The 17,997-nt window shown below is 46.0% G+C and carries 18 protein-coding genes, 1 rRNA gene and 1 other annotated feature; all 19 genes read left to right on the top strand.

From position 1 onward, the window contains the following. A 5S ribosomal RNA gene (gene rrf, locus ACE4RR_RS21545) occupies window positions 1–82 on the top strand; the annotation flags it as partial. Window positions 83–535: 453 nt separating this feature from the next. Next, window positions 536–667 (top strand): hypothetical protein, encoded by a 132-nt coding sequence (locus tag ACE4RR_RS14460; RefSeq protein ID WP_375536136.1) that lies wholly within the window; start codon window positions 536–538, stop codon window positions 665–667. A gap of 230 nt (window positions 668–897) precedes the next feature. Beyond that, window positions 898–1,605 carry an MgtC/SapB family protein gene (locus tag ACE4RR_RS14455; protein WP_375536135.1) on the top strand — a complete coding sequence of 236 codons (708 nt, stop codon included), beginning with the start codon at window positions 898–900 and terminating at the stop codon, window positions 1,603–1,605. A gap of 147 nt (window positions 1,606–1,752) precedes the next feature. Then, window positions 1,753–2,217 (top strand): CtsR family transcriptional regulator, encoded by a 465-nt coding sequence (locus tag ACE4RR_RS14450; protein ID WP_375536134.1) that lies wholly within the window; start codon window positions 1,753–1,755, stop codon window positions 2,215–2,217. 23 nt (window positions 2,218–2,240) lie between these two features. Beyond that, the gene (mcsA, locus tag ACE4RR_RS14445) at window positions 2,241–2,783 is read left to right on the top strand and encodes a protein-arginine kinase activator protein McsA (RefSeq protein WP_375536133.1); all 543 of its coding nucleotides are present in this window, start codon (window positions 2,241–2,243) and stop codon (window positions 2,781–2,783) included. Beyond that, window positions 2,783–3,856 carry a protein-arginine kinase McsB gene (mcsB, locus tag ACE4RR_RS14440; RefSeq protein ID WP_375536132.1) on the top strand — a complete coding sequence of 358 codons (1,074 nt, stop codon included), beginning with the start codon at window positions 2,783–2,785 and terminating at the stop codon, window positions 3,854–3,856. Before mcsA ends, mcsB begins: the two co-directional genes overlap by 1 nt. 27 nt (window positions 3,857–3,883) lie before the next feature. Continuing rightward, complete coding sequence (clpC, locus tag ACE4RR_RS14435; RefSeq protein WP_375536131.1) at window positions 3,884–6,346, top strand: ATP-dependent protease ATP-binding subunit ClpC; 2,463 nt, start codon at window positions 3,884–3,886, stop codon at window positions 6,344–6,346. 161 nt (window positions 6,347–6,507) lie between these two features. After that, entirely contained in the window at window positions 6,508–7,890 is a 1,383-nt protein-coding gene (gene radA / locus ACE4RR_RS14430; protein WP_375536130.1) for a DNA repair protein RadA, read from the top strand. A 39-nt stretch (window positions 7,891–7,929) separates the two neighbouring features. Continuing rightward, window positions 7,930–9,009 (top strand): DNA integrity scanning diadenylate cyclase DisA, encoded by a 1,080-nt coding sequence (gene disA, locus ACE4RR_RS14425; RefSeq protein WP_375536129.1) that lies wholly within the window; start codon window positions 7,930–7,932, stop codon window positions 9,007–9,009. Between the two features lie 194 nt (window positions 9,010–9,203). Then, window positions 9,204–10,307, top strand: coding sequence for a PIN/TRAM domain-containing protein (locus ACE4RR_RS14420; RefSeq protein ID WP_375536128.1), 1,104 nt, complete (start codon window positions 9,204–9,206; stop codon window positions 10,305–10,307). A 143-nt stretch (window positions 10,308–10,450) separates the two neighbouring features. Beyond that, window positions 10,451–11,143, top strand: coding sequence for a 2-C-methyl-D-erythritol 4-phosphate cytidylyltransferase (ispD, locus tag ACE4RR_RS14415; protein WP_375536127.1), 693 nt, complete (start codon window positions 10,451–10,453; stop codon window positions 11,141–11,143). Between the two features lie 6 nt (window positions 11,144–11,149). Further along, complete coding sequence (gene ispF, locus ACE4RR_RS14410; protein WP_375536126.1) at window positions 11,150–11,620, top strand: 2-C-methyl-D-erythritol 2,4-cyclodiphosphate synthase; 471 nt, start codon at window positions 11,150–11,152, stop codon at window positions 11,618–11,620. A gap of 50 nt (window positions 11,621–11,670) precedes the next feature. Then, a complete protein-coding gene (gltX, locus tag ACE4RR_RS14405) occupies window positions 11,671–13,131 on the top strand; it encodes a glutamate--tRNA ligase (RefSeq protein WP_375536125.1) in 1,461 nt (486 codons plus the stop codon). 8 nt (window positions 13,132–13,139) lie between these two features. Then, window positions 13,140–13,368: a binding site (T-box leader), on the top strand. 82 nt (window positions 13,369–13,450) lie between these two features. Beyond that, window positions 13,451–14,119 (top strand): serine O-acetyltransferase, encoded by a 669-nt coding sequence (gene cysE, locus ACE4RR_RS14400; RefSeq protein WP_375536124.1) that lies wholly within the window; start codon window positions 13,451–13,453, stop codon window positions 14,117–14,119. Next, window positions 14,119–15,525: a cysteine--tRNA ligase gene (gene cysS / locus ACE4RR_RS14395; RefSeq protein WP_375536123.1), complete on the top strand. Its 1,407-nt coding sequence runs from the start codon at window positions 14,119–14,121 to the stop codon at window positions 15,523–15,525. The genes cysE and cysS overlap by 1 nt, the downstream gene beginning before the upstream one ends. Next, window positions 15,522–15,947 (top strand): Mini-ribonuclease 3, encoded by a 426-nt coding sequence (locus ACE4RR_RS14390; protein ID WP_375536122.1) that lies wholly within the window; start codon window positions 15,522–15,524, stop codon window positions 15,945–15,947. The genes cysS and ACE4RR_RS14390 overlap by 4 nt, the downstream gene beginning before the upstream one ends. Then, window positions 15,944–16,693, top strand: a complete 750-nt coding sequence (gene rlmB, locus ACE4RR_RS14385; protein WP_375536121.1) for a 23S rRNA (guanosine(2251)-2'-O)-methyltransferase RlmB — start codon at window positions 15,944–15,946, stop codon at window positions 16,691–16,693. Before ACE4RR_RS14390 ends, rlmB begins: the two co-directional genes overlap by 4 nt. Continuing rightward, window positions 16,694–17,206, top strand: a complete 513-nt coding sequence (locus ACE4RR_RS14380) for an NYN domain-containing protein (protein WP_375536120.1) — start codon at window positions 16,694–16,696, stop codon at window positions 17,204–17,206. It abuts the gene before it with no gap. Between the two features lie 74 nt (window positions 17,207–17,280). Further along, the gene (gene sigH / locus ACE4RR_RS14375; RefSeq protein ID WP_375536119.1) at window positions 17,281–17,931 is read left to right on the top strand and encodes an RNA polymerase sporulation sigma factor SigH; all 651 of its coding nucleotides are present in this window, start codon (window positions 17,281–17,283) and stop codon (window positions 17,929–17,931) included. The last annotated feature ends 66 nt before the right edge of the window (window positions 17,932–17,997 follow it).

Here is a 17,997-nt window from a genome sequence, read left to right as displayed (position 1 = left end):
CATGCCGAACACGGAAGTTAAGCTCTTCAGCGCTGATGATAATGAAGGGGCAACCCTTTGTGAAAGTAGGACGCTGCCGGGCACGATAGAAAAAGCCGCCAGAACTTCGAGTTCCGGCGGCTTTTTTGTATGGGCTGCCTTCTGCGTTGACTTCGAAAAGGGGGATACCTTCAAAGAGAAAGGGATAAGCTTGTGGTCCGGGGGAAAGAGTCAGCGCAACGCGGGATACATTCTCGCCATCAGGGGAAACGCGCCATGAAAGAAGTGAAAAGCCGCGCCAAGCGTGGATAAGCACACCGAACAGGTGATATGCGCTCGGGAAGGGGGAAACCACGGAAAAGAAAGGGATAAATGTGTCATCCGGGGGAAAACCAGCCCCGGGGCGGGAAAGGAGCATGGCGCGGGGGATAGAGCCATCGCAAAGCGGGAAACGCTCTCGGCACCGGTGGAAATGCTCTCTGTAAGAAGTGAAAAGCCGCGCCAAGCTTGGATAAGCACACCGAACAGGTGATATGCGCTCGGAAAGGGGGAAACCATGGAAAAGAAAGGGATAAATGTGTCATCCGGGGGAAACCCCACCCCGGGACGGGAAACGAGAGAGGTGCGGTGGAAAGTGACAGCTCAAAGCGGGAAACGCCTTCAACAAAAGAGGAAACACGTCATGTAAAGAGTGAAAAGCTGTCCCAAAGCGGGAAACGACTCCCCTGGGCGGGATAACCACGACAAGAATGGGATATCCGATCCTAAAGCGGTCTTTCAATCAAACGTTCGATTGAAGATCCACCAAAAAGGGAAAGTAAAATAATCTCGAAAACAAAAATGAACGATTCTAATAAACATATTATAATTGGAATAAGAAAGAATCGTATCCATACACTCATATGAAGGGGGCGCCATATGGATGCTTTTATAACCGACGACTCTTATATAATTTTCATACGCATTTTAATTGCTGCTTTCCTGGCGGGGTTAATTGGAATGGAAAGAGAATACAAGCGTCACCCTGCAGGATTCCGGACACATCTGTTAGTAGGAACAGGAGCATGTCTTGCGATGTTGATGGCTTTATTTGGATTTCAGCCGTACCTCGAAGAAAACGCGGATATTTCAGCGTATGACCCTTCCCGTCTCGCCTCTTATGTTATCAGCGGGGTCGGTTTTCTTGGAGCAGGCACCATTATTGTACAGGGTGCTTCAATTCGGGGGCTTACAACCGCTGCATCTATTTGGGTGGTAGCCGCGATTGGGCTGGCAGCTGGAGCCGGAATGTATTTTGCTGCAAGCTTTACAACGCTTCTCGTGCTGCTCAGCCTGTTATTTCTTAATCATGTTGATCGATTTTTTTCCTCAACAAAAGAACAGATAGTTGTTGTACAGACGAACAAAAAGATAAAGACATTATCTGCGCTTGTTACTGTATTTGAAACACATGATGTAATGATAAAAAAAATTAAAGGAACACGGGAAAAAGTCGGGGAGAAAGAGGGAGTGAACTATACTTTTGAAGTCTCTCTTCCAAAAGGAGCCGACCGATCTCTACTGCACGAGGAACTGCAATACGTGGAAGGAATTTTAGAGATTGAAATGCGGCACTCGCGGGAATAAAAAAATGCATAGCGTTAATAATGAAGAGGCCGTCTGCTTGAATTTTGCAGACGGTTGTATTATATTTTAATTATAGTCAAAGATAGTCAAGGTCAAAAGGGGAACAGAAATATATGCTGGGAATAGCGACGAAAGGAGGTCGCCGCCTTGAGAAATATTTCGGATATTATTGAGAGTTATTTGAAGCAGATTTTAACAAAAAGTGAAAAAGACTTGATAGAAATTAAACGCAGTGAATTGGCAAAGCAGTTTGAATGCGTGCCTTCTCAGATTAATTATGTAATCAGCACCCGGTTTACAACAGAAAAAGGCTACTTAGTAGAGAGTAAACGCGGTGGTGGCGGGTATATCCGTATTACTCGAGTGAAGCTTGATGACCATGCTGAATTGATTTCTCAATTATTAAACTTAATTGGAGAAGGAATTGATCAGCTGACAGCCGAAAGTATTATTATGCGGATATATGAGGAAGAGATTGTGTCAAAACGAGAGGCTAAATTAATGCTCGCAGCGACAGATAGAAATATTTTGTCGTTAAAGTATGCAGGAGACAGGGACGTTATTCGTGCCAATATTTTAAAAGCAATGCTGCAGAGCTTACGCATAAAATAACGAGATTGAAAGGAGGGGGCTATATGCTCTGTCAGGAATGTCAGGAGCGCCCGGCTTCTCTGCATTTCACGAAAATCGTAAATGGCCAGAAAGCGGAAATGCATTTATGTGATGAGTGCGCAAGAGATAAGGGTGAAAATATACCAGGGTCTAACAGTTATTCTATCCATGACCTGCTTTCTGGTCTGTTAAATTTCGAGCAGCCACTCAGCAGTGGATCACCATCGGCCCGTTCCGCCCAAGTGAAGCCTTTAGTGTGTGAACATTGCGGTTTATCCTACGATCAATTTGCAAAAAAAGGAAGATTCGGCTGTTCTGGATGTTATCAGACATTCGATAAAAAGCTCGATCCTATCTTTAAGCGGGTCCACAGTGGGAATCATCGGCACGCGGGTAAGGTGCCTAAGCGAACCGGCGGGAAAATAAAAATACAAAAAGAAATTGAACACCAAAGAGAGAAGCTTAGGCTGCTTATCGAACAGGAAGAGTTTGAACAGGCTGCAGAGGTCAGAGACCATATTCGATCGCTCGAGACGGATATGCATGAAGGAAAGGGGGATGAATGATGTCACTTCAACGATTTATTTCCGAAGCCATAAGTCCCTGGATGAAAAATGAAACCGGCCCAGAAGGAGATATTGTACTTAGCTCAAGAATTCGTTTTGCCAGAAACTTTGATCAATATCCTTTTCCTATCATCGCTTCTGCAGAATCAGCAGGTACTTTACTGCACTATGTAGAAAAAGAAATACAAGCGGATGGCAGCCGATCTGCCGGCACTCTTGAGATATTGAAAATGGATGAATTGTCCTCCAATGAAAAACGGGTGCTGGTGGAAAAGCATTTAATTAGTCCGCACCTTTCAGAGAAATCCAAAGAAGGGGCTGTACTGCTGAGTGAGGATGAGTCTGTCAGCATTATGGTTAATGAGGAGGATCATTTAAGAATTCAATGTCTGTTTAGAGGTTTTCAGCTGCAGGAAGGGCTGGTGCTTGCTAATAGTATTGACGACTGGATGGAGGAAAAGGTAACTTATGCCTTTGATGAAAAGCGTGGTTATCTAACAAGTTGTCCGACAAATGTCGGTACCGGCCTCAGAGCTTCTGTTATGATGCATCTCCCTGCCCTGGTCATGACGAAGCAATTAAATAGAATTCTCCCTGCAATTAACCAGCTTGGCTTCGTCGTAAGAGGTATTTATGGAGAAGGAAGTGAAGCACTTGGAAATCTTTTTCAAGTATCAAATCAGATGACACTTGGTAAGTCTGAGGAAGATATTGTAGAGGATCTGCAGGGAGTGGTAATGCAGCTCATCCAAAAGGAACGATCAGCCAGAGAAGCGCTGCTGCGTTCCTCGAAAATGCAGATGATGGATAGAGTCTACCGGTCTTATGGACTCCTTTCAAACAGCAGGATTATGGAATCAAAAGAGGCGGCAAAACGCCTTTCAGATGTAAGGCTTGGTATCGATCTAGATTTGATCGAAGGTTTATCGGGTAATATCCTTAATGAACTTATGATTTTAACACAGCCTGGGTTTTTACAACAGTATGCTGGAAAAGGACTCTCACCGGAGGAACGTGATGTCAGGCGGGCAGCTCTTATCCGTGAACGTATACAACTGGAAGAAAATAAGTAGTACCTATATCTTGGAGGTGGATGATCAATGATGTTTGGACGATTTACAGAACGGGCGCAGAAGGTTCTTGCTTTGGCGCAGGAAGAAGCGATCCGTCTTGGCCATAGCAATATCGGAACAGAACACATTCTATTGGGGTTGATCAGAGAAGGTGAAGGTATCGCAGCAAAGGCACTGCAGGCACTGAACCTCGGATCAGACCAAATACAGAAAGAAGTAGAATCACTAATTGGTACAGGACAGGAAGGCTCAAAAACGATTCATTACACTCCACGGGCCAAAAAGGTAATTGAACTTTCTATGGATGAAGCGCGGAAGCTTGGGCATTCATACGTGGGAACAGAGCATATCCTGCTGGGACTTATTCGTGAAGGCGAAGGTGTCGCTGCAAGAGTACTGAATAATCTCGGTGTCAGCTTGAACAAAGCAAGACAGCAGGTGCTGCAGCTGCTTGGCAGCAATGAATCCTCTGGAGGCAGCCCGCAGCAGGCTTCAGCGGCAGGCTCCTCCAACGCCAATACTCCTACCCTCGACAGTCTGGCAAGAGATCTTACAGCTGTAGCGAAGGAGGAAGGCCTTGATCCGGTGATCGGCCGCAGTAAAGAGATTGAGCGTGTCATTCAAGTTTTAAGCCGCCGGACGAAAAATAACCCGGTGTTAATCGGGGAGCCGGGCGTTGGTAAGACTGCAATTGCAGAAGGTCTCGCCCAGGCGATCATCGAAAATGAAGTGCCGGAAATTCTTCGCAATAAGCGAGTGATGACCCTGGATATGGGGACGGTTGTCGCCGGCACGAAATACCGCGGCGAATTTGAAGACCGTTTGAAAAAAGTGATGGAAGAAATCCGGCAGGCAGCTAATGTTGTTCTATTCATCGACGAACTGCACACGCTTATTGGTGCCGGGGGAGCAGAGGGCGCCATCGATGCTTCCAATATCCTGAAGCCTTCACTTGCACGTGGAGAGCTGCAATGTATTGGTGCTACCACACTTGATGAATACCGGAAATATATCGAAAAAGATGCAGCGCTTGAACGGCGTTTTCAGCCAATTCAAGTGAATGAGCCGACTAACGAAGAATCCGTTCAGATCCTTGCAGGGCTGCGTGACCGTTATGAAGCTCATCACCGCGTAACTATCACCGATGATGCTATAGATGAAGCGGTTAAGCTTTCCGACCGCTATATCCCGGACCGTTTCCTTCCCGATAAAGCGATTGACCTGATTGATGAGGCCGCTTCTAAGGTAAGGCTGCGTTCATATACGGCGCCGCCGAACTTAAAAGAGCTTGAACAGAAGCTGGAAGAAACCCGCAAAGAAAAAGATGCAGCTGTACAAAGCCAGGAATTCGAAAAAGCTGCTTCTCTGCGGGACAGTGAACAGAGACTTCGTGAAGAATTAGATACGATGAAAAATGACTGGAAAGAAAAGCAGGGGCAGGAAAATACAGAAGTGACAACCGAAGATATTGCTCAGGTCGTCGCGAGCTGGACTGGTATCCCTGTTTCCAAGCTTGCAGAAGAGGAGACAGAGCGGCTTCTCAAGATGGAAGAGATTCTTCACAGCCGCTTAATCGGCCAGGAAGAAGCAGTAAAGGCAGTTTCTAAGGCGGTCCGCAGAGCAAGAGCCGGCTTAAAAGATCCAAAGCGGCCGATCGGCTCCTTTATATTCCTTGGACCGACCGGAGTTGGGAAGACCGAATTAGCCAGGGCAGTAGCAGAGACGTTGTTTGGAGACGAGGATTCAGTCATCCGCATCGATATGTCCGAATATATGGAACGTCACGCGACAAGCAGACTAGTCGGCTCTCCACCAGGGTATGTAGGCTATGAAGAAGGCGGCCAGCTGACGGAAAAAGTACGCCGTAAGCCTTACTCTGTAATTTTGCTTGATGAAGTGGAAAAAGCACATCCTGAAGTATTTAATATCTTGCTGCAGGTGCTTGAAGATGGATTCTTGACTGATTCTAAAGGACGGCGCGTCGATTTTAGAAATACAGCTATCATCATGACATCGAACGTCGGGGCAAGCACGCTGCGCCGCAATAAATTTGTCGGCTTCACGACACACTCTGAAGGCGAACAGTTTAATGATATGAGAGACAAAGTGATGGGAGAATTAAAAAATACCTTCCGTCCTGAATTTCTTAACAGGCTCGATGAAATTATTGTCTTTCACAGTTTGGAGAAGAAACACATTAAGAAGATTGTTGTACTCATGGCGGATCAGCTCAAAAAAAGGCTTAAAGAACAAGGCATTGATTTCAAGCTTAGTGAAGCTGCTGAAGAGAAAATTGCCGATGAGGGCTATGATCCGGAATATGGTGCACGTCCGCTCCGCCGCGCTTTGCAAAAGCACGTGGAGGACCGTCTTTCCGAAGAGCTGCTCCGCGGCGGTATACAAAAAGGTGATTCAGCTGTCATTGATGTAAAAGACGGCGAATTTACGGTAGAAACGAAATCCGGGGCTAAAGAAGGCTTAACAAAATAAATATCTAATTCACTCGACTGCCAGCTGGCAATTTCGCCGGAGGCAGTCGTTTTACTACCCGGTTAATCAGAAAAATATTTCATAGGTTGTTCATAGTTTCATCATAATTAAGCGGTACACTTTAGTTACCTCCATTACTTTTCCGGGAGGGAGAGCGAGAGATGGCAAAGACGAAAACGAAGTTTGTATGTCAGGACTGCGGCTATGAAACGAGCAAGTGGATGGGCCGCTGTCCGGGCTGTAACAGCTGGAATACAATGGTAGAAGAGCTGGATGCTGCGAAGCAGAAAAGCGGAGTAAGGCGCACCCTCTCGGTTTCTTCAAAGCCGCAGTCAATTACAAAGGTAGCCGGAGAAAAAGAGCCGCGTGTACTAACCGAGATAAAAGAGCTGAACCGTGTCCTCGGCGGCGGCATCGTTCCTGGTTCCCTGGTGCTCGTCGGAGGTGACCCGGGCATCGGTAAATCAACTCTCCTTTTACAAATGTCAGCGGTGCTCGCCAAACAAAATCACCGCATTTTGTATATATCCGGGGAAGAATCGATTCAGCAGACAAAGCTCCGGTCGGACCGCCTTGGTGCAAATGCGGATCATTTATATGTCTACGCAGAAACAGATATGGATCAGATTGAGCGGGCGATTGATGAGATAAAACCTTCGCTTGTGGTGATAGATTCCATTCAGACCGTTCATCACTCTGATATCACCTCTGCACCCGGAAGTGTAGCACAGGTCAGAGAATCAACTTCTACATTTATGAAGGTTGCAAAAAGCCGCGGTATTGCTGTCTTTATAGTCGGACATGTGACGAAGCAGGGATCAATTGCCGGTCCGAAGCTGTTGGAGCATATGGTTGACTCCGTCCTTTATTTTGAAGGGGAACGGCACCATACTTACCGGATTTTACGAGCCGTGAAAAACCGGTTCGGATCTACGAATGAGATCGGGATTTTTGAAATGAAAGAGATGGGACTTGCGGAAGTAACCAATCCATCAGAAATTTTTCTTGGGGACCGCTCAGAAGGAACATCCGGTTCTGTCGTGGTGGCATCGATGGAAGGGACGCGCCCGGTCCTTGTAGAACTGCAGGCGCTGATCGCTCCGTCAAGCTATGCATACCCGCGCCGGACAGCCACAGGAGTCGACCAGAACCGAATTGCTTTATTAATGGCTGTACTTGAAAAAAGGCTTGGTATGCTTCTTCAAAATCAGGATGCCTATATAAATGTGGCGGGCGGCGTGAAGCTGGATGAACCGGCAGTAGATCTAGCTATCGCTATTTGTGTAGCTTCAAGCTTTCGAAACCAGGCTACCAGCCCAACGGATGTAGTCATCGGCGAGGTCGGCCTTACCGGGGAGATCCGTCGTGTGTCCCGCATCGAAGAAAGAGTTGCCGAAGCAGCAAAGCTCGGATTTAAGAGGGCTGTCATTCCTTCTAAAAATATCGGGGGCTGGACGTTCCCCGATAATATTGAAGTGGTCGGCGTGGGAACGCTTGAAGAATCTTTAGACATCACCTTAACAGGACAGGGAGCTTCCTGGTAAATACGAGCATGATATTCAGCGGTGGAGGAGGAACATGGCATGAAAAAAACTGAGCAGGACCGCCATTTTTTTATCAGAGAAGTTCTGCGTTTCGTTGCTCCCGGCACTTTATTAAGAGAGGGGCTCGATAATGTCCTGCGGGCCAATACAGGCGGATTAATCGTTCTTGGCCATACGGAAGAAGTCAGAGAAATCGTCGACGGCGGCTTTCATATAAATTGCGATTTTTCCCCGGCTAATCTTTATGAACTTGCTAAAATGGATGGAGCCATTATTTTAACAAAGGATGCAAAGAAAATACTGCATGCCAACACCCAGCTTATTCCTGATAATGCTATTCCATCGAAAGAAACGGGGATCCGGCACCGCACAGCAGAAAGGGTGGCCCGCCAAACAGGCAATCTTGTCATATCGATTTCGCAGCGGCGTCGTGTCATTACTCTTTATAAAGGCAAGCATCGCTATTCGCTCCGGGATATGGGAATGATTTTAACAAAAGCAAATCAGGCCATTCAGACGCTGGAAAAATATAAATCAGTGCTCGACCAGAGCATTACGAACCTTGGAGCACTCGAATTCGAAGAGCTGGTCACGTTTCAGGATGTTGTGCAGGTGATGCACAGGGTGGAGCTGGTCATGCGGATTAAAGAAGAAATTCTTAATTATGTCATGGAGCTTGGGAGCGAAGGACGGTTAATAACCATGCAGCTCGACGAACTTGTATCTAATACAGAAAAAGAAGCGTTTTACCTGACAAAGGACTACATGAAAAGAACCGATATGAACCCCGGCGGCATTCTCGAACAATTGAAAAGACTTACTAATGAAGAATTGATGGATGAAGGCGTTATTATGAAAATGCTTGGCTATTCCCACCGGACCAAGCCGCAGGAGCAGGCTCTTAAGCCCAGGGGCTACCGGATACTTCATAAAATCCCACGCCTGCCAGCCGGGGTGATCGAAAATCTGGTGGAGGGCTATGCTACTTTAAACGACATAATGGTCGCTACCATCGAAGAATTAGATAAGATCGAAGGTGTGGGCAGGGCAAGGGCTAAACAAATAAAAGAAGGGCTCCACCGCATTCAGGAACAGCTATTTATCGACCGCCATATTTAAGTCGAAGTTGACCGTTACAATTTATTCACGATATAATAAAAAATTATTTAAAATAGAGACATTTTCGGAAATATTTGCTACATTTAAAGTGAACTATTTTATTATATAAAACCTGCTGATAATAGGAGAATTTAAGTTTCGTAGGTTTTAATTACAGGTATTTGTCTATAATGGTGAAAGGAGGTGCTGTACACGTGTTAAAGCGAATTGTTCAATTATTTTTTATACTTGCCGGAGCAACGCTGGGATTTATATTTATACCCGAACTTATAGCATTATTTAATCTTACTGGAATTCCAGCCTGGTTGACCAACCCTTACGCCGGTGGCTTAATTGGTGCTGTATTATTGTTCCTGGCAACGTTCTGGTTTGCAGATTATATCGTCAATGGAATGAAGCTGATTGAAGAAGCCATCGTCAGAGCACCGGTCACAGATGTACTTTTTGGGACACTCGGTCTTGTATTTGGTTTAGTCGTTGCCTTTCTCATTGGTATCCCGCTTAATTCAGTAGCTATTCCAGTGATAAGCTCCGTTTTGCCAATTTTTATAACATTTATTACCTTTTTTCTCGGATATTTCGGGTTTCAGGTAGGTTTTAAAAAACGAGATGAGCTTATGAGCTTATTTCCTGCGAGCCGTGCCGCAGCAAAGGATAAGAAACGGGAGGATGGAGAGACTGGGTCTCAGTCAAAGGATAAGATTCTCGATACGAGTGTCATTATTGACGGAAGAATCGCAGACATCTGCCAGACAGGATTTATTGAAGGAACTATGGTCATACCCGAGTTTGTACTCGAGGAGCTTCAGCATATAGCAGATTCCTCGGATGTTCTCAAACGAAACCGCGGCCGGCGCGGGCTTGATATTTTAAACAAAGTTCAAAAAGAATTGGCAGTGGAGGTTGAAATATACGAAGGGGACTTTGAAGAGATTCAAGAAGTGGACAGTAAGCTTGTGAAGCTGGCTAAAGTACGCAACGGTATGGTTGTGACAAACGATTTTAATTTGAATAAAGTGTGTGACCTTCAAGGAGTAGAGGTTTTAAATATTAATGATCTTGCCAACGCTGTGAAGCCGGTAGTGCTTCCTGGAGAAGAAATGCATGTTCAGGTGATTAAAGATGGGAAAGAACAAAATCAGGGCATTGCCTATCTGGATGATGGAACGATGATCGTGGTCGAAGGCGGCCGTGATTATATTGGCAAAACCATCGAAGTGGTAGTGACGAGTGTTCTGCAGACCAGCGCAGGCCGGATGATTTTCGCGAAGCCCAAGCTGATGGAAAAAGCACTTTAAATACATGTTTACTCCCCTGTTGTATTGCTGGCAGGGGATTTTTCATTGGTATTGCTTCTCCACCATGTTATTGCTTAAATGGAGGAAGGAAGTGTATTATGAAGTAGTTGCAGGTGCATTTAGATATATATTGGAGAGGTAAGATGAAATATACAGTAATAATACCGGCAGCCGGGCAGGGAAAGCGGATGAAGGCCGGTCACAATAAACAATTTTTGATGCTGGAGAATTCCCCACTTATTATTCACACCGTTTCTGTGTTTGAGAAGGATCCCTGGTGTGAACGTATTATCGTGGTAGTGAATCCTTCCGAAAAAGAAGATATGAGCAGCTTGTTCGACGAATGGAACATTACGAAGGTGACAGATGTCATTGCAGGAGGCCGGGAGCGTCAGGATAGTGTATATGAAGGCCTGAAAATTCTTGATGATAATAAAGAGCTGCTTGTGCTTGTACATGACGGCGCCCGTCCTTTTGTGCAGGCTGACAGCATTCACTCGTTAGTGCGGGAGGCTGCTGAAATGGGAGCCGCAGTGCTCGGTACAAAAATGAAGGACACGGTAAAGAAAGTAGAAAACGGTGTAGTCACAGAAACGATGCAGCGCTCTCAGCTGTGGGGCGTCCAGACTCCGCAGGCTTTTCAATTCAAAATTGTCATGCAGGCCTATAATAAAGCGGCGGCGGATAATTTTTCTGGAACCGACGATACAAGTCTGGTTGAAAGGCTTGGATTTAAGGTACATATTGTAGAAGGAAGCTATGATAATATCAAGCTGACAACCCCTGAAGATATGATGGTCGCAAAAGCTATTTTGACACAGCGGAAAGGAGACTGAGCGCTCATGAGAATAGGTCACGGCTTTGATGTACATCAACTGGCGAAGGACCGCCCCCTTATTATTGGCGGAGTAGAAATTCCTTACGAGAAAGGGCTGCTCGGACATTCTGATGCAGATGTTCTTTTACATGCGCTCGCGGATGCTTTATTAGGAGCGATGGGGGAGCAGGACATCGGGGCGCATTTTCCCGACACAGATCCGGAATATAAAGATGCCGATTCGGCAAAACTGCTGGGACACGTATTTCAGCTTGTGAAAAAACACGGTTATCAGATTGGGAACGCTGACTGCACGATCCTTGCTGAACGTCCAAAAATGGCACCGCATATTGAAGCAATGCGTGAAAGGATTGCTACTCTATTAGAGGCAAATGAAATGTCGCAAATTAATGTTAAAGCGACAACAACCGAGAAACTGGGCTTTGTCGGCAGAGAAGAGGGAATTGCTGCTCATGCCGTCGTGCTGCTTGTCTAAAAAGCACATTATTGTTTACTAAAATAATTTCGAAATGGAAGGTGTAATATATGAGCCAAGAAGTAAGAGTACGGTTTGCTCCGAGTCCGACGGGCCATCTTCATATTGGAGGTGCACGCTCCGCTCTTTTTAATTATTTATTCGCGAGAAGTCAGAATGGAAAATTTATTATCCGCATAGAGGATACCGACCAGGCGAGAAACGTTGAAACAGCTACAGAGAAACTGATGAACAGTATGAAATGGCTTGGAATCGACTGGGACGAGAGTGTCGATGTGGGTGGTCCTTATGAGCCTTACCGATGTATGGAGCGATTGGACATATATGAAAAGTACCTTCAGCAGCTGCTCGATGAAGGCAAGGCCTACTATGATTATATGACGGAGGAAGAACTGGAAAAAGAACGGGCGGATCAGCTTGCGCGGGGTGAGGCGCCTAAATACAGCGGCCGTGACCGTGATTTAACAGAAGAGCAGCGGAAGGCCTTTGAAGATCAGGGTATTAAGCCAGTGGTGCGTTTCCGCGTGCCAGAAAAACGGAGCGTTGTCATTGAAGATGATGTCCGCGGAAATGTAACCTTTGAAACCGAAGGAATCGGCGATTTTGTTATCGCGAGAAAAGATAGAATCCCCACCTATAACTTTGCGGTCGTCGTGGACGACCATTTAATGAAAATCACGCATGTAATCCGCGGGGAAGAGCATCTTTCTAACGCACCAAGACAGGCCCTCGTATTTGAGGCATTCGGATGGGAAAAACCAACCTTCGCCCACGCCTCTCTCATCCTGAATGAAGACCGGCAGAAGATGAGCAAGCGGGATGAGTCTATCATGCAGTTTGTGGAGCAGTATAAAGAGCTTGGTTATTTACCAGAGGCACTCGTGAACTTCCTTGCTTTACTCGGATGGTCTCCTGTCGGCGAAGAAGAAATTTTTTCCTTAGAGGAGATCGAAGAACAGTTCAGTCTCGAGCGGGTATCGAGAGCGCCGGCTGTATTTGATACAGATAAACTAGCCTGGATGAATAACCAGTATGTGAAGCAAGCAGACCCGGACCGATTAACGGAGCTCGCGCTGCCTCATTTACAAAAAGCCGGCCGGATTTCAGCCGAAGTAACCGACGAAGACCGTGAATTCACCAGAAAACTTGTAGAGCTCTATCAGGAGCAAATGCATTATGCGGCAGAAATCGTTGAGCTTACAGAGTTGTTCTTTAAGACAGAGATATCGTATAATGAAGAAGCAAATAAGGTACTGTCCGAAGAGCAGGTGCCAGAGGTTCTGGCTCAATTTTCAAAAGAACTCAGTGATCTGGATACTTTTGAGCCGACTGAGATAAAGGCTGCAGTGAAAGCAGTACAAAAAGCAACCGGCCATAAAGGGAAAAAGCTGTTTATGCCGATCCGAGTCGCTGTAACTGGCCAGACTCACGGTCCGGAGCTGCCCCACGCGATAGCGCTTTTAGGAAAAGAAGTTGTTCAGACACGTCTAAAACAAGCAGTTCAAGTATAAATATAAGATGAAGAGCGCCGACGGGAAAAAGTAAAAACGATCGCTTCCTGTACAGAGAGGGCCGACCGCAGCTGAAAGCGGCCCCCGAAAGCACGTTTTGAAGATGCATCCCTGAGCCTTCCGCTGAATACGAGTAGGCGGAAGCGGTAGAAATACCGTTATCTGATAAGGGAAAAGGAAAGCGCTGGGCCGCTCTCCTTTTAAACAGAGTGGAACCGCGCCGAAAGCGTCTCTGTGCTACAAGCACAGGGGCGTTTTCTTTATTTACATTCATTTCCAGGCATTTGTGCTTTTCTTACATGGAGAGGAGAGAAAAGGCATGTGGAAGACATTCAAAAGTGATATTGATGTTGTATTTGATCAGGATCCGGCCGCAAGAAGCCGTCTTGAAGTCGTACTTACCTATTCAGGTGTTCACGCTATCTGGGGGCACCGGGTCGCCCATTGGCTGTGGAAAAAGAAATTGTACTTCCTGGCCCGCCTGCTTTCTCAATTCAGCCGCTTTATCACAGGCATCGAGATTCACCCCGGAGCGGTAATCGGCCAGCGGTTATTTATCGACCACGGCATGGGAGTGGTCATCGGGGAAACATGCGAAATTGGGAACAACGTCACCATTTATCAAGGGGTGACTCTTGGCGGTACAGGAAAAGAAAAGGGAAAACGTCATCCAACCATTGAAGATAATGTCCTGATAGCTACAGGGGCTAAAATTCTCGGCTCCATGCGGATTGGAGAGTACTCGAGAGTAGGGGCAGGCTCTGTCGTGTTAAAGGAAGTTCCACCTGATTCGACAGTTGTCGGTATTCCTGCAAAGGTAGTTGTCAGAGAAGGAGTAAAGGTAGAACGAGGCGATCTTGACCACCACCTGCTTCCTGACCCTGTTGCCGATAAATTTAAAGAAATGGAAACGGAAATAGAAAAACTGAAAAAAGAACTTCATGCCCACCAGGCTGATAAACCTGTTCACGAAGGGAAAGATACGTAATGGCGATTACGCTTTACAATACAATGAGCCGTAAAAAGGAAGCCTTCGTCCCTCTGGAGAAAGGGAAGGTCAAGATGTATGTCTGTGGGCCGACGGTCTATAATTACATTCATATCGGAAATGCCAGGCCGGCAGTTGTATTTGACATGGTACGAAAATATCTAGAATACCGTGGCTACGAAGTAGAATTTGTAACCAATTTTACCGACGTGGATGACAAAATTATAAAAGCGGCGAAAGAACTGAAGGAAAAGGTTCCAGTCCTGGCTGAGCGCTTTATTGCGGCCTATCACGAGGATACATCTGCTCTTGGCGTAAAAAAAGCAGATCTGCATCCGCGCGTAACAGAAACAATGCCCGATATTATTGCTTTCATAAAAGCGCTCATTGAAAAAGGTTTTGCCTACGAAGCGGACGGGGATGTGTATTTTCAGACGAGATCCTTTTCTGGATATGGCAAGCTGTCATCTCAATCCATCGAAGATCTGCAGATGGGAGCACGAATAGAAATCGGGGAAAAGAAAAAGGACCCGCTCGACTTCGCCCTGTGGAAAGCAGCAAAGGAAGACGAGATTTCCTGGGAGAGTCCGTGGGGAGCCGGCCGTCCCGGCTGGCATATCGAATGCTCAGCTATGGTAAAGAAATACCTCGGAGAAACGATTGATATTCATGCCGGCGGACAGGACCTGGCATTTCCTCATCACGAGAATGAAGTGGCTCAATCCGAAGCGTTGAATCAAAAACAAATGGCAAAGTACTGGATGCATAATGGTTATATTCAGATTGACAACGAAAAAATGTCGAAATCGCTCGGAAATTTTGTGCTCGTACAGGATATTATCAAGCAGTACCGTCCGGAGGTCGTTCGATTTTTTATGCTGCAGTCTCATTATCGCAGTCCTTTGAACTTCAGTGCAGAGCTTCTGACAAGCGCACAAAATAGTCTCGAACGAATTCAGACCACGGCAGCGAACCTCAAGCACCGGCTAAAAATGAGTGCTGATTTTGGTGAAAAAAAATTCTGGCTTGAGCAGGCGAAAAATCGAAAACAACAATTTATACAGGCGATGGATGATGACTTTAATACAGCAAACGGCATCAGTACTCTGTTTGATCTTGTCAAAGATGCAAATATGTATCTGCAGGAACAGCAGACATCAAAAGAGGTACTGGAAGCTATGCTGGAGGTTATCCGCGATATCGGCAGCTTAATGGATATTCCTGTGGAACCGGTCGAAGAAATCTTGGATGAGGACATTGAACAATTAATAGCGGAGCGGATTAAAGCCCGTAAAGATAAGAATTTTGCACGGGCGGATGAAATCAGAGATACTTTAAAAGAACAGGGGATTATTCTCGAGGATACGCCTCAGGGTACACGCTGGAAACGGGAGCAGAAAATATGAACACTGAACATAAACAGGTGGATGCACGCCAGTTAAATGCTCTCGCATTAGCTTACATGGGCGATACCGTCTATGACCTCTATGTCCGCGGCCATTTAATCGCATCGGGGCGGGTCCGCCCCAACCTGCTGCACCGCAGTGCCACATCCTATGTGTCTGCAGCGGCCCAGTCCAGAGTAATGCATGCTCTATTTAACGAGAATTTTTTATACGAAGATGAAACAGCCGTTGCAAAGCGGGGGCGTAATGCGAAATCTGGAAGTGTGCCCAAAAACACGGATCCAGGCACATATCGCTACAGCACAGCATTTGAAGCGCTGCTGGGATATTTATATTTTCTCGGGCGGAACGAGCGGATCGAAGAAATTATTGCTTTTTCATTTGCGCAGATTGAAAATAAGGAAAGGAGTGAGCAAGAATGAGCGAAGAATGGATATCAGGCAAAAACCCTGTTCTTGAAGCACTTCGTTCAGACCACTCCATTAATAAAATTTGGGTGGCAGAAGGCGCTGGAAAAGGACAGATGAAGCAGGTTCAGCAGCTGGCGAAGGAAAAGGGAGTGCTTGTCCAGCAGGCTCCCCGAAAAAAGCTTGATGAGCTTTCCGGCAATAACCGTCATCAGGGAGTTGTGGCGGCCATAGCCGCTTACCGATACGCTGAGATTGATGATATCTTTCAAAAGGCAGCAGCAAAACAGGAAGAGCCTTTTTTTATTTTACTCGACGAAGTAGCTGATCCTCATAATCTTGGCTCTATTTTACGGACAGCGGACGCAGCAGGAGCCCACGGTGTAATCATTCCGAAGCGCAGAGCGGCCGGTCTGACGCAGGCGGTTGCCAAAGCATCAGCAGGGGCGATAGAATATGTTCCTGTCGCACGAGTGACTAATCTGGCACGGACGATGGAACAGCTGAAGGACCGGGGATTATGGCTCGCCGGCACCGATGCTTCAGGGACTGCCGATTTCCGGACGATTCCTTCTGATACGCCGATCGGTCTGGTGATAGGCAGCGAAGGGAAAGGAATGGGACGGCTTGTCAAAGAAAAGTGTGACTTCCTGCTGCAGATACCGATGGCAGGGCATGTAACCTCTTTAAATGCCTCTGTTGCTGCTGCACTCTTAATGTATGAAGTCAACCGAAAGCGCAGTCCTGCAGGCAGCGAGTAGATGAAGGATATTTTGCTTGTGGACGGGTATAACATCATCGGAGACTGGCCCGAATTAAAAACTCTGCGCGAGAAAAACCTTGCGGAAGCAAGAGACCGGCTTATTAATAGTATGGCTGAATACCAGGCCTTTAAAGGCTGGGAGGTCAAAGTTATTTTTGATGCTCATATGGTGTCAGGCACCGGCCGCCAATACAACGATTATCTCCTTGATGTTATATATACAAAAGAAAATGAAACAGCTGATGAACGGATCGAGAAACTCGTCGGAGAATTAAAAAATATCGAAACGCGTGTACATGTTGCTACTTCAGATTATGCAGAACAATCAGCAGCCTTTGGCAGCGGAGCGCTTCGAAAATCCGCGAGAGAGCTGCGGGTAGAAATGGAGCTTGTCGAAAAAAGCATTTCGAAGAGAGTAAGGGAGCAAAACAGCATAGAAAAAACGTCGAATTTTCCGCTTTCTGAAGAAATTGCTGAAATTTTTGACAAATGGCGTCGAGGTGGCCGCTGAGCTGTTGACGCTTGCGGAAGTGGTGCTATATACTATTGTTATATTTATACAATCATCAGGGCGGAGGGATTGTATTGGGATTAGACCTCAAAGACACGCAACACCAGCACGTTGACAAATCAGAAGACGAAGTACTAGTTGAACATGTACGTTCCGGAGATAACGCGGCATTAGAATTTCTCATTAAAAAGTACAAAAACTTTGTCCGTGCAAAAGCAAGATCCTACTTTCTTATCGGCGGCGATCATGAAGATATTGTACAGGAAGGTATGATCGGATTGTATAAAGCAATTCGCGATTACAAGGAGGACAAGCTTTCCTCTTTTCGGGCATTTGCCGAACTGTGCATCACGAGACAGATTATTACTGCGATCAAGACCGCGACCAGACAAAAGCACATGCCTTTAAATTCTTATGTTTCTCTGGACAAGCCAATGTATGACGAAGAGTCTGAACGCACCCTCCTGGATGTACTGTGCGGTTCAAAAGTCAGTAATCCGGAAGAACTGTTGATTAATCAGGAAGAGTTTGATGACATTGAAGATAAGATGGAGGAAATTTTAAGCGACCTTGAACAAAAGGTGCTGATGCTCTACTTAGATGGAAGGTCTTATCAAGAAATGTCCGGTGAATTAAACCGCCATGTAAAATCAATTGATAATGCCCTGCAAAGAGTCAAACGAAAGCTGGAAAGATACGTTGAGGTAAAAAGCGCCAGTTCTTAAAACCTGCCAGCTTTAATTTTATAAGTAAAAAGAAAGCGATTTCTCTGACTTTTGTTTTGTTTGAAT

It is taken from the genome of Alteribacillus sp. HJP-4, assembly GCF_042139015.1.
In the GTDB taxonomy this organism is placed as follows: domain Bacteria; phylum Bacillota; class Bacilli; order Bacillales; family Marinococcaceae; genus JBHIKY01.
Note: the sequence above shows the minus strand (reverse complement) of the source record. Positions and strands in the feature narration are given on the sequence as shown.

Excerpts from the sequence above, each read along its gene's own strand:
- ACE4RR_RS14460 (WP_375536136.1), top strand. The coding sequence starts at position 536 with ATGGAAAAGAAAGGGATAAATGTGTCATCCGGGGGAAACCCCACCCCG.
- ACE4RR_RS14455 (WP_375536135.1), top strand. The coding sequence starts at position 898 with ATGGATGCTTTTATAACCGACGACTCTTATATAATTTTCATACGCATT.
- mcsA (WP_375536133.1), top strand. The coding sequence starts at position 2,241 with ATGCTCTGTCAGGAATGTCAGGAGCGCCCGGCTTCTCTGCATTTCACG.
- mcsB (WP_375536132.1), top strand. The coding sequence starts at position 2,783 with ATGTCACTTCAACGATTTATTTCCGAAGCCATAAGTCCCTGGATGAAA.
- clpC (WP_375536131.1), top strand. The coding sequence starts at position 3,884 with ATGATGTTTGGACGATTTACAGAACGGGCGCAGAAGGTTCTTGCTTTG.
- radA (WP_375536130.1), top strand. The coding sequence starts at position 6,508 with ATGGCAAAGACGAAAACGAAGTTTGTATGTCAGGACTGCGGCTATGAA.
- disA (WP_375536129.1), top strand. The coding sequence starts at position 7,930 with ATGAAAAAAACTGAGCAGGACCGCCATTTTTTTATCAGAGAAGTTCTG.
- ispD (WP_375536127.1), top strand. The coding sequence starts at position 10,451 with ATGAAATATACAGTAATAATACCGGCAGCCGGGCAGGGAAAGCGGATG.
- ispF (WP_375536126.1), top strand. The coding sequence starts at position 11,150 with ATGAGAATAGGTCACGGCTTTGATGTACATCAACTGGCGAAGGACCGC.
- gltX (WP_375536125.1), top strand. The coding sequence starts at position 11,671 with ATGAGCCAAGAAGTAAGAGTACGGTTTGCTCCGAGTCCGACGGGCCAT.
- cysE (WP_375536124.1), top strand. The coding sequence starts at position 13,451 with ATGTGGAAGACATTCAAAAGTGATATTGATGTTGTATTTGATCAGGAT.
- cysS (WP_375536123.1), top strand. The coding sequence starts at position 14,119 with ATGGCGATTACGCTTTACAATACAATGAGCCGTAAAAAGGAAGCCTTC.
- ACE4RR_RS14390 (WP_375536122.1), top strand. The coding sequence starts at position 15,522 with ATGAACACTGAACATAAACAGGTGGATGCACGCCAGTTAAATGCTCTC.
- rlmB (WP_375536121.1), top strand. The coding sequence starts at position 15,944 with ATGAGCGAAGAATGGATATCAGGCAAAAACCCTGTTCTTGAAGCACTT.
- ACE4RR_RS14380 (WP_375536120.1), top strand. The coding sequence starts at position 16,694 with ATGAAGGATATTTTGCTTGTGGACGGGTATAACATCATCGGAGACTGG.